The following is a 13302-nucleotide window of genomic DNA, read 5'->3' as shown; positions in this document are numbered from 1 at the left end:
CTGACCAACCGGTCCAAGGGGCACGCTCTACTCGCCCGTGGTCACCCGCACGTAGTCGACGGTCATCTGCTGCGGGAAGTTCGTGGAGCCGTCCGGGTCGCCCGGCCAGTAGCCGCCCACGGCGAGGTTGAGGATCAGGAAGAACGGCTTGTCGAACACCCAGGGGTTGCCGCCCACATCGGCGGGCGTGCGCGTCTGGTAGACGTTCCCGTCCACCGACCAGCTCACGGAGCCGGGCGACCAGTCGATGGCGAAGGTGTGGAAGCCGTCGGCGAACGCCTCGCCACCGGGCAGGGTGTACCCGGCGCCGATGCCGCCCGATCCGGAGTAGCCGGGGCCGTGCAAGGTGCCGTGCACGGTGCCCGGCTCGAAGCCCACGTTCTCCATCACGTCGATCTCGCCGCAGTCGGGCCAGCCGGCACTGCCGATGTCGTCACCGAGCATCCAGAAGGCCGGCCACATGCCCTGGCCGCGGGGCACCTTGATGCGTGCTTCGACGTGGCCGTGGGTCTGGGTGAACCGGCCCGCGGTGTTCAGCCGTGCCGAGGTGTACTCGCACCTGCCGTACCAGCACTGGTAGTTGCCGGGGTTCTCCTTGCGGGCGGTGATGACCAGATGTCCGTTGCCGTCGAGTGCGGCGTTGTCGGTGCCCGCCGTGTAGTACTGGCGCTCGTGGTTGTCGACGTTGTCACCGGTCTCGGTCTGCCACTTGCCGCTGTCGACCGGGGCGCCGGCGGGACCGTCGAACTCGTCGGAGAAGGCGACCGCGCGGGTGCCGCCGGAGGGGCGCGGGGTGTCCACGGCGTCGGCGGATGCCGTGCCGGGCAGCAGCGCGGCGCTGAGGCAGCACAGCAGGGAGGCGCCGCACGCGGCGATGCGGCTTCGGCGGGAGAGTCTCACGTCAGCCCGTCCTTTCGTGGGGGAAGTGGACGTTGGGCCTGCGCATGACAAGCGCTCGCGGAGCGCCTCCGCGGAGTCGTTCGCGTGCGGCAGGCCGCGGGCTTTCTTGATGACTTGTTGTAAGTGCGTCGGATCTGCCCGTCAAGGCTTTGGTCCAGACCGGATTGTGTTCAAGGAATGACGCCGCGCGCTTCCCGTGCCCCAGCGGACGACCCGCTCCGCCGCCCCTCCCGGCGGGCCCGCGGCATGTGTGGACCTGTCGAGCCCCCCTCGCGAACTGCGGATTCCGCGCCGGGCGTTCGAGCACCGCATGGGTGCCGCACCGCGGGGCACGGCACGGTGCGTAGGTGTCATCTGTTCGACATGTGTGCGGCGCGCCGGACGGACGCCGAACCGTGGCCGTGCCCCGTGAGCGGGGCGCGTGCGAAGTGCCGCGGTCGTGAACATGCCGCACTCGCGGACGGATTCACCTCGGGACGCGGACCGTCCTCCCGGGATGCTCCCGCACCCGAAGCCGGGAGGGCCCCGCCTGCGCGGAGCCCTCCCGGCCGGTGCCGCGGCGGATCTCAGGTGCGGACCAGCTCCCGGTCGTCGTCGGCGTCCGGGCCCTCACCGCTGCCGTCGGCAGCGGCACGGAGCCCCTCGCCCTCGATGTCGACATCGGGCAGCGCCCGGTCCAGCCATCCGGGCAGCCACCAGGCCCGCTTGCCCAGCAGGGCCAGGACCGCCGGGACGATCGCCATCCGGACGACGAACGCGTCGAAGAAGACCGCGGTGGCCAGGCCGAAGCCGATCATCTTCACCATCGACTCGCTGGAGCCGATGAACCCGGCGAAGACGGCCATCATGATCACCGCCGCGGCCGTGACGACCCGCGCGCCGTGCCGGAAGCCGGTCACCACCGCCTGGCTCGGCTCCTCGCCGTGGACATGGGCCTCCCGCATCCGCGTCACGAGGAACACTTCGTAGTCCATCGCCAGGCCGAAGACGACACCGACCATGAAGATCGGCATCATCGACATGACCGGGCCGGTCTGCTCGACGCCCATCAGACCGGACAGCCAGCCCCACTGGAAGACCGCGACGACCGCGCCCAGCGCCGCCAGCACGCTCAGCAGGAAGCCGAGAGCCGCCTTGAGCGGGACCAGGATCGAGCGGAAGACCACGATCAGCAGCAGGAACGCCAGGCCCACCACCAGGGTCAGATACGGGACCAGCGCGTCGTCGAGCTTCTGGCTGACGTCGATGTTCATCGCGGTCGACCCGGTCACCAGTACCTCGGCGCCGGTGCTGGACTTCACGTCCTCTCCCGTGCCGCGGATGCCGTGGACCAGGTTCTCGGTCGCCGCGGACGACGGCTCGGAGCTGGGGACCACGGTGATGATCGCGGTGTCGCCCGCCCGGTTGTACGTCGCGGGGGTGACCGCCGCGATGTCGTCGAGCCCCTTGACGTCCCCGGTCACGGCCGCGACCGCGCCCTTGGGGTCGTCGCTGGCCTCGGCGTCGACCACCACCGTCAGCGGACCGTTGAAGCCCGGGCCGAAGCCCTCCGACACCAGGTCGTAGGCGCGGCGCTGGGTCGTGGACGTCGGCTGTGAACCGTCGTCGGGCAGGCCCAGCTCCAGCGCGGACGTCGGGATCGCCGCGGCCCCGAGGCCGACCACCCCGAGCAGGAGGACGGTCACCGGCCGGCGGACGACGAAGCGCGCCCAGCGCGTCCCCGCGTTCGGCCGCTCCGCGCCGGAGGCCGCCTTCCGCGCGGCCCGTCCGCCGCCGAGCAGTCGGCTCTTCTCGCCCGCGGGCTTCACCCGTCGGCCGACGTAGCCGAGCAGGGCAGGGACCATCGTCAGGGCGATCAGCACCGCGACGGCGACCGTGCCCGCCGCCGCGACACCCATCTTGGTCAGCATCGGTATGTTGACGACCGCCAGGCCCACCAGGGCGATCACCACGGTCAGCCCCGCGAAGACCACCGCCGAGCCGGCGGTGCCCACAGCCCGACCGACGGCCTCCTCGCGATCGCGGCCCTCGGCCAGTTCGGCGCGGTAGCGGGAGACGATGAACAGCGCGTAGTCGATGCCGACGGCGAGTCCGATCATCATCGCCAGCGTGGAGGTCGTGGACCCCAGCTCCAGTGTGCCGGCCAGCGCGGTGATCGTGGCGACCCCGGTGCCGACCCCGATCAGCGCGGTGAGCAGCGGCAGTCCGGCCGCGAGCAGCGAGCCGAAGGTGATGATCAGCACCACGGCGGCAACGGCGATGCCGATGACCTCGGTCGCTCCCGTCTCCGGCGTCGTGGTGAGCGCGTCCCCGCCGACCTCGACCGTCAGTCCGGTGTCGCGCGCGTCGGCAGCGGCCTCCCGCAGGTCCTCCCGCGTGGAGTCGGCCAGCTCCATGCCGGAGGAGGTGTACGACACCGAAGCGTAGGCGGTGGTGCCGTTCCGGCTGACGCTCTTGGCCTGGTACGGGTCGGCGACGGAGGCGACCTCCGGACCGCCGGAGAGCTCCTTGACCGTCTGCTGGACCGCCGCCCGGTTGTCGGGATCGGTCATCTTCTCGTTCGCGGGGGCCTTGAAGACGACGCGCGCGGTGGCGCCGTCGGCGCTGCTCCCGGGGAAGCGCTGCTCCAGCAGGTCGAAGGCCTTCTGGGCCTCGGTGCCGGGGATTGAGAACGAGGTGCTGCCCGCGGCGGGCGCACCGGCCGCGCCGATCCCGGCGACCGCCAGCAGCGCCACCCAGAACAGGGCGACGAGGTGCCGTCGCCGGAAGGCGAGGCGTCCGAGTTTGTAGAGGAACGTGGCCACGACGGCGTACTCCCGGTCTGTCGTGCGGTGTGAGGGCAGGAACGATCGGCCCGACGACGTGAGCGGTGACGTCAGGTGGAGGGAACGGGTGGGGTGGTGGGCAGGCTCGTCAGCGAGCCGGCACGCCGAGTGCGGGGAGCACGACGGCGTCGATGTAGGAGGCGAGGAACGCCTGGGTGGGCGGCTGGTCGTCGATCAGCGCGCGGGTGGCGAAGGCGCCGATCAGCATGTGCACCACGTACTCCAGCGCCGGGTTGTCCGCCCGGACCTCGCCCCGGTCGACGGCCCGCCGCAGTACCCGGTGGAATTCCGCCATCTCCGGCTCGATGAGCAGTTCCTTGAACGCCTGCAGCAGGTCCGGGTTGTGGTGCACCGCCATGAACAGGCCCCGCATCAGTGCGGAGTTCTGCTCCATGGCGCAGTCGTCCTCGCGCGCCACCAGAGCGTGGAAGTCGCCCCGCAGGGACCCGGTGTCCAGGTCCCCGGTCCGGCCCGGCTTGCTGTGCCGGACCGCCTTCGCCACGAGTTCCGGCTTGCCGCCCCACTGCCGGTAGAGGGTCGCCTTGCTGGACCGGGTGCGGGCCGCCACGGCGTCCATGGTGAGGGCGTCGTAGCCGACTTCCCGGAGGAGATCGAGCACGGCCTCGTACAGCTCGGCCTCGCGCTCGGGGGTGATCCGGCTGCGGCGCGTCGCTGTGCTCTCCGTCATGCCTTCCTCTCTTCCCGTTCCGAACGAAACGGTTTCGTACAGCGAACGGTACGCCATCCCGACTAGCGAAACGAAACGGTTTCGTACGTGGTCTGGGTCACATTGCGGCCTGCGTCTGCAGGGGAATGGTTCGTCCTCCTGTGAGGCAAGACGACAGAACATCTCCTGAAGAGCTGAGGATATTCAGCCGCTCATCGGTGCTCCCTAGTGTCGAACCCATCAACCCCCGGACGCCGGGCCGGAGAGAGACCCGGAGACGTCCGGAACAATCCCCAGGGAGAGCCCCAATGCGTGCTGTCATCCAGGAATCCTTCGGCGGCCCCGAGGTCCTGCGGACCGTCGAGACCGACCGCCCCGTCCCGCTCGGCGGCGAAGTCCTCGTCCGCGTCCGGGCGGTCGGTGTGAACCCCGTTGACGTCGCCGTCCGAGCCGGCGCGCTCCCGCTGCTCGGCGAGCCGCCGTTCGGTGTCGGCTGGGACCTCTCCGGCACCGTCGAGGAGGCGGCCCCCGGCGCCCGGTTCCAGCCCGGCGACGAGGTCTTCGGAATGCCGTTCTTCCCCCGCGCCGCGGGCGGCTACGCCCAGTACGCGGCCGCGCCCTCCCGCCAGGTCGCCCGCAAGCCCGCCGCCCTCGACCACGTGCACGCCGCCGCCGTCCCGCTCGCCGGCCTCACCGCCTGGCAGGGGCTGGTGGACGCGGCCCGGATCGAGGAGGGGCAGCGGGTGCTGATCCACCGCGCGGCGGGCGGCGTCGGCCACCTCGCCGTGCAGATAGCCAAGGCCCGCGGTGCCCACGTGATCGGCCTGGCGAGTGCGGCCAAGCACGACTTCGTGCGCGGCCTCGGCGCGGACGAGGTCATCGACCACCGGACCACCGACTTCACCGAAGTGACCGGGGACCTCGATGTCGTCCTCGACTCCAACGCCGACGGACTGCGCTCGCTGTCCGTCCTGCGGCCCGGCGGCACCCTGGTCACCATAATGGAGCACTGGAACCGGGAATTGGCCGCGAAGGTCGAGGCGGCGGGCCGCACCTTCGCCGGAGTCTCGGTGGAGCCCGACCACGCCTCGCTCGAAGCGCTCGCCCGGCTCATCGACGCCGGCCGCGTCCGGCCCCGGATCGCGCGGACCTTCCCGATGGCGGAGGCCGCCGCCGCGCACGAACTGGTCGGATCCGGCCAGGTCCAGGGCAAGGTCGTCCTCACCGTCGACTGACGGTGGACCGCGGCCCAGGCCGTAGGGTGGACGCCCGGCGACGCCGGGCACGCGGCTGCGCGCCCAGGAGCGGATCAGGGCGCCCCAGGGGACCCAGCGGGCCCGAGGGAGGGGAGGCGAGGATGGACATCCTGACCGAGGCGCTCGGTTCGATGCGGACCGGGCGGCCCACCTCCGTGCGGACCGACGGCCGCGCCCCCTGGGGCCTGCGCCTCCCCCCGGTCGCCGGTGCGGGCTTCCATGTGGTGCTCTACGGCTCCTGCTGGCTGGTCCCGCTGGCCAACGCCCCGCACCTGGCCCCCCTCGCGCTCAGCGCCGGCGACGTGGTCTTCCTCCGCGACGGCCCGGGCCACATCCTCGCCGACCAGCCGGACACCCCCGCCGAGGCGGAGCGTCCCGAGCAGTTCTGCCCCGGTTCGCCACTGGGAACCCTCACCATCGGCGGCGACGGCCCGCGCACCAGCCTGCTGTGCGGCAACTACCACCTGGAACAGGGCCGCCCGCATCCGCTGGTGGGCCGGCTCCCGGAGGTCGTCCACCTCGCCACCCGGCACGGCCGCCACCCCGAACTGACCGCCGCCGTCCAGTTGCTCGGCGCCGAACTGGAGACCCCGCGCATCGGCTCGGCCGGCATCGTGCCCGCACTGATCGACTCGCTCCTCCTCTACATCCTGCGCGCCTGGCTGGCGGAGCAGCCCTCCACGGAGACCGGTGGCTGGGCCGGCGCACTCGCCGACCCCGCCGTCGCCCCCGCCCTCACCGCCCTCCACCAGGACCCGGCAGCGCCCTGGACCGTGGAGACGCTGGCGCGGCGCGCGGGCCTCTCCCGCGCGGCCTTCGCCCGCCGGTTCACCGCACTGGTCGGCGAACCGCCCATGGCCTACCTCACCCGTTGGCGCATGATGACCGCGGCGCGCCTGCTGCGCGACTCGAGGGCGCCGCTGACCACCGTCGCGGCCCGTACCGGATACGGCTCCGAGTACGCGTTCGCCAAGGCGTTCAAGCGGGCCTACGGGCAGGCCCCCGGCCGCTACCGCCACGAGGCGCGGGCGGCCTGAGAGGCGGCCCGGAAGCGGTCCGCCGCTCCCGCGGCCGGACGCCACGGTCGACGGGCGTCCGGCGCGCGCGGCGGACCGTCCGGGTGTCCGGGGCCATGGCGCCGCGCCCGGCGGGTAGACGACAGCCATGACGCGTTCCGGTACCCCTCCCGCAGCCCTCGGCCCCGATGCCCCGTCCGTCCCCGCACGGGCCGGGGAACACGCCCGCGCCCGCTGCGCATAGCCTGGTCGCGGCTTCCCGCGCCGCAGTGGCGCACCGCCCCCGGGCCGCGCCCAGGCCCGCACGAACAGCACACGACCCCAGGAGTACGGGTGCCGCGCAACACGCACGACACTGCCCCGGACACGGAACGAGGCGAGGAGAAGCCCGACTCGGCGACCGGCCGGCCCAACACCGCCGCGCGGCCCGGCGCATGGCGCCGGGCGCGCTGGGTGCGCGTCGTGCGACCGCTGGCGGCGGTGCTCGCCGCGCTGTGCGTGGCGGCGCTGGCGACGGTGGGCACGCTGCGCAACACGGTCCTGGACCGCGGCTACTACCAGCACGTCCTGGACGAGGAGCGGGCCTACGACCGGCTCTACGACGAAGTGCTCGTCGCCCCCGAGGCCCAGCCGGTCACCCGGAGCCTGCTGGCACGCCTTCCGGTGCCCGAGTCCGTGGTGACCGCGAACCTCAAGACGGTCCTGCCCCCGGCGACCGTGCGCGAGCTCACCGACGAGCAGATCGCCGAGGTCACCAGCTATCTCCGGGGAGAGAAGGACACCCTCTCCGTCTCGGTCGACCTCTCCCCGGTACTGGCCAACATGGACAAGCTCGCCGAGGTGTACCTCGGCGGTCTGGTCTCCCAGGCGCAGGGCCGCGACAAGGCCGACTTCCCGGCCGCCGTGAAGCGCATCGACGCGGCGCTGGACGATGTCGCCGCCGGACGGCGCCCCGCCGACCTGCCCACCGTCGACCTGAGCGACCGGGCCGTGCGGGACATCAGCAAGCTGCTGCTCTCCGCCGTGCCCGAGGGACAGCGCACGTCCCTGCGCCCGCAGATCGAGGGCGCGCTCGGGGTGGGGGACGTCGCCACGGCCCTCGCCGCGGTCGGACCGCACGTGGTCGGCGGACGCGCCGGCGCCGGAGCCGACGAGGGCGAGCAGGAGCTGCTGCGCATCACCGAGGGCGGCCGGTGGGACGTCGTCAAGGACCTGGACAGCGGGGGCGTGTACACCGGGCCGCTGGAGGAGGCGCGGGGCTTCACCCGGCTCGCTCTGGTGTGGGTCTACCCGCTCGCGGTTGTCGTCGGTGCCGTGTCCGTCGCCTTCCTGTGGCTCACCGGACCGCGCCGCAGGCTGCGCAGGCTGCGCACGGTCGGCTGGAGCCTGGTCGCGGGCGGTCTCCTGACGGCCGGCCTGTTCCGGCTGGTGCAGTGGAAGGCGGACGGCCTGTGGGGGACGGCGCCGGGCTCCTGGCCGCCCTCGCTGGCCGTGCTGGTGGAGGACCTGGAGAGCACGGCGCTGGAGACCCTCACCGCCGCCGGAGCCTCCGCGGCCCTCACACCGGTCGCGGTCGGGGTGCTGCTGGCCGCGCTCTCCTACGTGCGGCGGCGGCCCCGGGCCGCGCAGTCGCTGTCCACCAGGGGCCGCACCGGGATGCTGGCCGGGCTGTCGGCGGTCACCACCACCGCGGTGGTGCTGGGGGTCACCTTCGTCCCGGCCGCCGCGAGCGGCTCCGGCTCCGAGCAGACCCTGTGCAACGGCTCGGCCCGCGCCTGCGACCTGCGCTACGACCAGGCCGCCTACGTCGCCACGCACAACTCGATGTCGACGACCGCCGACCGTTTCATCAGTCCCCTCCAGGACGGCGACATCACCGCCCAGCTCGACAACGGCGCCCGGGCGCTGCTGGTGGACACCCACACCTGGGAGCGGCCCGACCAGATCGCCGAGCGGCTGAAGGTCTCCGAGTTCGCCCCGGAGATGCGCGACAAGATCACCGGACTGATCGACGAGGCCACCCCCACCGAACCGGGCCTGTGGCTGTGCCATGCCGTCTGCCGCGGCGGCGCCATCCCGCTCGTCGACACCCTCCGCGACATCCGCGCCTGGCTCGACGAGCACCCGGGGGAGGTCGTGACACTGATCGTGCAGGACGGCATCACCGGTAAGCAGACGGAGTCCGCGTTCCGGAAGGCGGGTCTGGAGGACCTGCTGTTCACCCCCGACGACGATCCGAAGGCGGAGTGGCCGACGCTGGGCAAGATGATCGAGGACGACAAGCGCCTGGTGGTCTTCGCCGAGCACGCGGACGGGCCCGCGCCCTGGTACCGCAACTTCTACCGGTACGGGATGGAGACGCCCTACGCCTTCTCCTCCCCCCGGAAGATGTCGTGCGCGCCCAACCGGGGCGGGACGGGCAAGCGGCTCTTCCTGATGAACCACTTCATCACCAGCGGCGGCGGCAGCCGGATCGATGCGCGGGAGGTCAACGCGAAGGGGTTCGTCCTCGACCGGGCCCGGCGCTGCGAGGCCGAGCGCGATCACCCGGTGAACTTCGTCGCCGTCGACTTCGCCAATCTCGGCGACGCGGCGGCCGCCGTCGACACCCTCAACGCGGGGCGGCGCCCCTGAACGCCCCGGGCGCGGCGCCGACCGGCCGTGCTCGGCGCGGCGCCGGTTCAGGCCCGGGCGGCGCAGTCGGGGCACCGGCCCCGGTAGGTCAATTCGGCGCCGGAGACGGTGAAGCCGAACCGCTCGGAGGCCGGCAGGTCGGCCAGCGGGTCGCCACCGGGGTGGACGTCCCGGATGGTGCCGCAGTCGGAGCACACCAGATGGTGGTGTGACCGGTGCGCGTTGGGGTCGTAGCGCTTGGCGCGGCCGTCGGTGGCCACCTCGCGGACCTCGCCCAGCAGCACCAGTTCGCCCAGGGCGTTGTAGACCGTCGCGCGGGAGATCTCCGGCAGCCTGGCGGCCGCCCGTGCCAGTACCTCGTCCGCGGTGAGGTGGACGTGCTCGCCGTCGAGTACCTCGGCGACAACCCGGCGCTGGGCGGTCATCCGCCAGCCGCGTCGGCGAAGCCGTTCCAGCAGGTCACTCATGCCACCAGTCCATTCATCACCCGACAGCCCGCCGACAGCAGGAATTCCCGAAGTGGTTGTCGTATTGACTTGGAATTTGTCCATCGTAGGATCGGCTCCAGCGACAGCCAAGGGGCAGGACACAGCAGGAAACGACCGTCGTCGGGCAGTTCCTGGGCCGTGGTCCGCCGAATCCGGAGGGATCCCATGTCTGAGAATCATGAGGCGATCGTCGTGGACGCGAAGGCGGAGGACGCGGGCTGCCCGGTCGCGCGCGCCCCCCACCCGACACAGGGCGGCGGGAACCGCCAGTGGTGGCCCGACCGGCTGAATCTGAAGATCCTCGCCAAGAACCCCGCCGTGGCCAATCCGCTGGGCGACGGGTTCGACTACGCCGAGGCCTTCACGGGCCTCGACCTCCCGGCCGTCAAGCAGGACATCGCCGAGGTGCTGACCACCTCGCAGGACTGGTGGCCGGCCGACTTCGGCCACTACGGCCCCTTCCTCATCAGGATGGCCTGGCACAGCGCGGGCACCTACCGGATCAGCGACGGGCGCGGCGGCGCCGGGGCGGGCCAGCAGCGGTTCGCCCCCCTCAACAGCTGGCCGGACAACGCGAACCTCGACAAGGCCCGCCGGCTGCTGTGGCCGGTCAAGAAGAAGTACGGCAGCGCGCTCTCCTGGGCCGACCTGCTGATCCTGGCCGGAAACGTCGCGCTGGAGTCCATGGGGGCCAGGACCTTCGGATTCGCCGGCGGACGCGAGGACGTCTGGGAGCCCGAGGAGGACGTGTACTGGGGCCCGGAGACGACCTGGCTGGGCGACGAGCGCTACACGGGCGACCGGGAGCTGGAGAACCCGCTCGGCGCGGTCCAGATGGGCCTCATCTACGTCAACCCGGAGGGCCCCAACGGCAACCCGGACCCGGTCGCGGCGGCCCGGGACATCCGGGAGACGTTCCGCCGGATGGCGATGAACGACGAGGAGACCGTCGCCCTGATCGCCGGAGGCCACACCTTCGGCAAGACCCACGGCGCGGGCCCGGCCGATAACGTCGGCGCCGATCCCGAGGCCGCCTCGCTGGAGGAGCAGGGCCTGGGCTGGCGCAACTCCTTCGGCACCGGCAAGGGCGCGGACGCCATCACCTCCGGCCTGGAGGTCACCTGGACCGCCACACCCACCCGGTGGAGCAACGGCTTCTTCGACAACCTCTTCGGCTACGAGTGGGAGCTGACCGAGAGCCCGGCCGGTGCCCAGCAGTGGCGGCCCAAGGACGGTGCCGGCGCCGGAACCGTCCCGCACGCCCACGACGCGTCGAAGAAGATCGCCCCGTCCATGCTCACCACGGACCTCGCGCTGCGCTTCGACCCCGTCTACGAGCAGATCTCCCGCCGCTTCCACGCGGACCCCGAGGAGTTCGCCGACGCTTTCGCCCGTGCCTGGTACAAGCTCACCCACCGCGACATGGGACCCAAGTCGCTGTATCTGGGCCCGGAGGTACCCGAGGAGACCCTGCTGTGGCAGGACCCGCTGCCCGAGGCCGGGGGAGAGGCACTCGGAGCCGAGGATGTCGCGGCCCTCAAGGCCCGGCTGCTCGACTCGGGGCTGACCGTGGCGCAACTGGTCACCACCGCCTGGGCGTCGGCCTCGACCTTCCGCGGCAGCGACAAGCGCGGCGGCGCCAACGGCGCCCGCATCCGCCTGGAGCCGCAGCGCGGCTGGGAGGCCAACGACCCCGACGAGCTCGCCACGGTGCTGAGCACCCTGGAGTCCGTCCAGCGGGAGTTCAACTCCGGCGGCAAGCAGGTCTCGCTGGCCGACCTGATCGTCCTCGGCGGCTGCGCGGCGGTCGAGCTGGCCGCCCGGGACGCCGGGTACCCGGTCGAGGTTCCGTTCGCGCCGGGCCGGGTCGACGCGACCGAGGAGCACACCGACGCGGAGTCCTTCGCCGCGCTGGAGCCCACGGCCGACGGGTTCCGCAACTTCCAGGGCAAGGGCAACCGGCTGCCGGCCGAGTACCTGCTGCTGGACCGGGCCAACCTGCTCACCCTCAGTGCCCCCGAGATGACGGTCCTCGTCGGCGGTCTGCGTGCCCTGGGCGTGAGCTCCGGATCCACGAAGCCCGGCGTGTTCACCGACACCCCCGGCAGGCTGACCAACGACTTCTTCGTCAACCTGCTCGACCTCGGCACGACCTGGCGGGCCACGTCCGAGGACCAGAGCACCTTCGAGGGCCGGGACGCGGCCACGGGCGAGGTCCGGTGGACGGGCAGCCGCGCCGACCTGGTCTTCGGCTCCAACTCGGAGCTGCGCGCGCTCGCCGAGGTCTACGCGAGCGACGACGCGGGGGAGAAGTTCGTGCGCGACTTCGTCGCCGCCTGGGACAAGGTGATGAACCTGGACCGGTTCGACCTGCGCTGAGTTCGGCAGGCCGCAGCACCTGACACGGGCGCCCGGCAGCAGGGCCCGGGCCGGTTCGCCGGTCCGGGCCCGTTCCGTCTCCCGCCCCCGGCGGCCCGGGAGCCCACCCGGTCAGTCCCTGCCGTCGCCGGGCGCCTCTTGACCGTGCCGGGCCGCCCAGTGCCCGGCCGCCGAACGGAGCCGCGCGGCCGCGGCCGCGACGAGGCCCCCGCGGCGGGGATGCAGCCGTGCGTGCAGCACGATGCGCCTCCTGACCGCCGGGGTCAGTGGTACGGCAACCAGCGTGCCGGGCGGATCGGGCACCGCCAGCCGGGGCAGGACGGTGATGCCGATGCCGGCCCGCACCAGACTGAGCGCGGCGTGGTGGTTGTCGAGCCGGGCGACGTAGCGCGGCGCGAACCCGGCCGCGGCGCAGGCACCCAGGATGATCTGCCCGGTCGGGCTGTCGTAGATGTCGTGGTCGATCCACGGCTCGGTGCGCAGTTCGCCGAGCGCGACGGAGCGTGCGCCCGCCAGCGGATGCGCGGCCGGAAGGACCGCGAGCAGCTCCTCGGTGAGCAGCTCATGGCGCCGGTACCCCTCCAGCCGGATCTCGGCACCGTCGACGGGTTCGGTCCTGATGTCGAGGTCGGGCCGGCGGCGGCCGCGTCCGTCGACGGGCTCGTTGAGACTGACCTCCGTGGTGATGTTCGGCCGCAGCTCCCGGACCGCGCGCACCACCTCGGGGATCAGCTCCTCCGCCGCCGAGGCGAAGCAGGCCAGCGCCAGGTGCTCGCCCTGGCCCGCGCGCAGGTCCGCGACGGTGCGCTCCAGCCGGGCGAAGTCCGCGAGTACGCTCTGCGCCTGCTCCGCCAGGTGGAGCGCGGCCTCGGTGGGGACGATCCCCCGGCCCTCCTTCTCGAACAGCACCAGCCCGGTCTCCCTGGCGAGGGCCGTGAGGTGCTGGCTGATCGTCGCCGGCGAGTAGTTGAGGTTCCTGGCGGCGGCGTTGACCGACCCGGCAGCGAGCACGGCGTGCAGGATCTCCAGGCGGCGGGTGCTGAGCATGGACTCATCGTAAGCCGATGCCGAATGGTCCATCGATTTTGTTTGCTTGTTATGAGGGATGTCGGGAGGTGATGGTGGTCCGTGTGGAAA

9 protein-coding genes are annotated in these 13302 nt (G+C 72.4%); 4 read left to right on the top strand and 5 right to left on the bottom strand.

All coding sequences use genetic code 11. From position 1 onward, the window contains the following. Positions 1–27 precede the first annotated feature (27 nt). From ACFYNS_RS00900 to ACFYNS_RS00890, 3 genes are all read right to left on the bottom strand, one after another. Complete coding sequence (locus ACFYNS_RS00900; RefSeq protein ID WP_276473877.1) at positions 28–900, bottom strand: glycoside hydrolase family 16 protein; 873 nt, start codon at positions 898–900, stop codon at positions 28–30. Positions 901–1466: 566 nt separating this feature from the next. Next, complete coding sequence (locus tag ACFYNS_RS00895; protein ID WP_388599881.1) at positions 1467–3704, bottom strand: MMPL family transporter; 2238 nt, start codon at positions 3702–3704, stop codon at positions 1467–1469. Positions 3705–3813: 109 nt separating this feature from the next. Continuing rightward, positions 3814–4413, bottom strand: a complete 600-nt coding sequence (locus ACFYNS_RS00890) for a TetR/AcrR family transcriptional regulator (protein WP_360299698.1) — start codon at positions 4411–4413, stop codon at positions 3814–3816. A gap of 287 nt (positions 4414–4700) precedes the next feature. On the opposite strand from ACFYNS_RS00890, the gene ACFYNS_RS00885 reads away from it, so the two are divergent. From ACFYNS_RS00885 to ACFYNS_RS00875, 3 genes are all read left to right on the top strand, one after another. Further along, positions 4701–5627, top strand: a complete 927-nt coding sequence (locus ACFYNS_RS00885; RefSeq protein WP_388599879.1) for an NADP-dependent oxidoreductase — start codon at positions 4701–4703, stop codon at positions 5625–5627. A gap of 122 nt (positions 5628–5749) precedes the next feature. Next, complete coding sequence (locus ACFYNS_RS00880) at positions 5750–6685, top strand: AraC family transcriptional regulator (protein WP_360301616.1); 936 nt, start codon at positions 5750–5752, stop codon at positions 6683–6685. 312 nt (positions 6686–6997) lie between these two features. Next, positions 6998–9298, top strand: a complete 2301-nt coding sequence (locus tag ACFYNS_RS00875) for a PI-PLC domain-containing protein (RefSeq protein WP_360301613.1) — start codon at positions 6998–7000, stop codon at positions 9296–9298. A gap of 47 nt (positions 9299–9345) precedes the next feature. On the opposite strand, the gene ACFYNS_RS00870 is transcribed toward ACFYNS_RS00875, so the two are convergent. After that, on the bottom strand, positions 9346–9765 hold the full coding sequence (locus ACFYNS_RS00870) for a Fur family transcriptional regulator (protein ID WP_360301610.1): 420 nt from the start codon (positions 9763–9765) through the stop codon (positions 9346–9348). A 186-nt stretch (positions 9766–9951) separates the two neighbouring features. Here ACFYNS_RS00870 and katG point away from each other — a divergent pair, with 186 nt between their 5' ends. Then, a complete protein-coding gene (gene katG / locus ACFYNS_RS00865) occupies positions 9952–12165 on the top strand; it encodes a catalase/peroxidase HPI (RefSeq protein WP_388599875.1) in 2214 nt (737 codons plus the stop codon). A 111-nt stretch (positions 12166–12276) separates the two neighbouring features. Here the strand turns inward: katG and ACFYNS_RS00860 are convergent, their stop codons facing one another. Further along, the gene (locus tag ACFYNS_RS00860) at positions 12277–13212 is read right to left on the bottom strand and encodes a LysR family transcriptional regulator (RefSeq protein ID WP_360301605.1); all 936 of its coding nucleotides are present in this window, start codon (positions 13210–13212) and stop codon (positions 12277–12279) included. Positions 13213–13302 lie beyond the last annotated feature (90 nt).

The sequence above is a fragment of the Streptomyces sp. NPDC006925 genome (assembly GCF_042869575.1).
In the GTDB taxonomy this organism is placed as follows: Bacteria; Actinomycetota; Actinomycetes; order Streptomycetales; family Streptomycetaceae; genus Streptomyces.
Note: the sequence above shows the minus strand (reverse complement) of the source record. Positions and strands in the feature narration are given on the sequence as shown.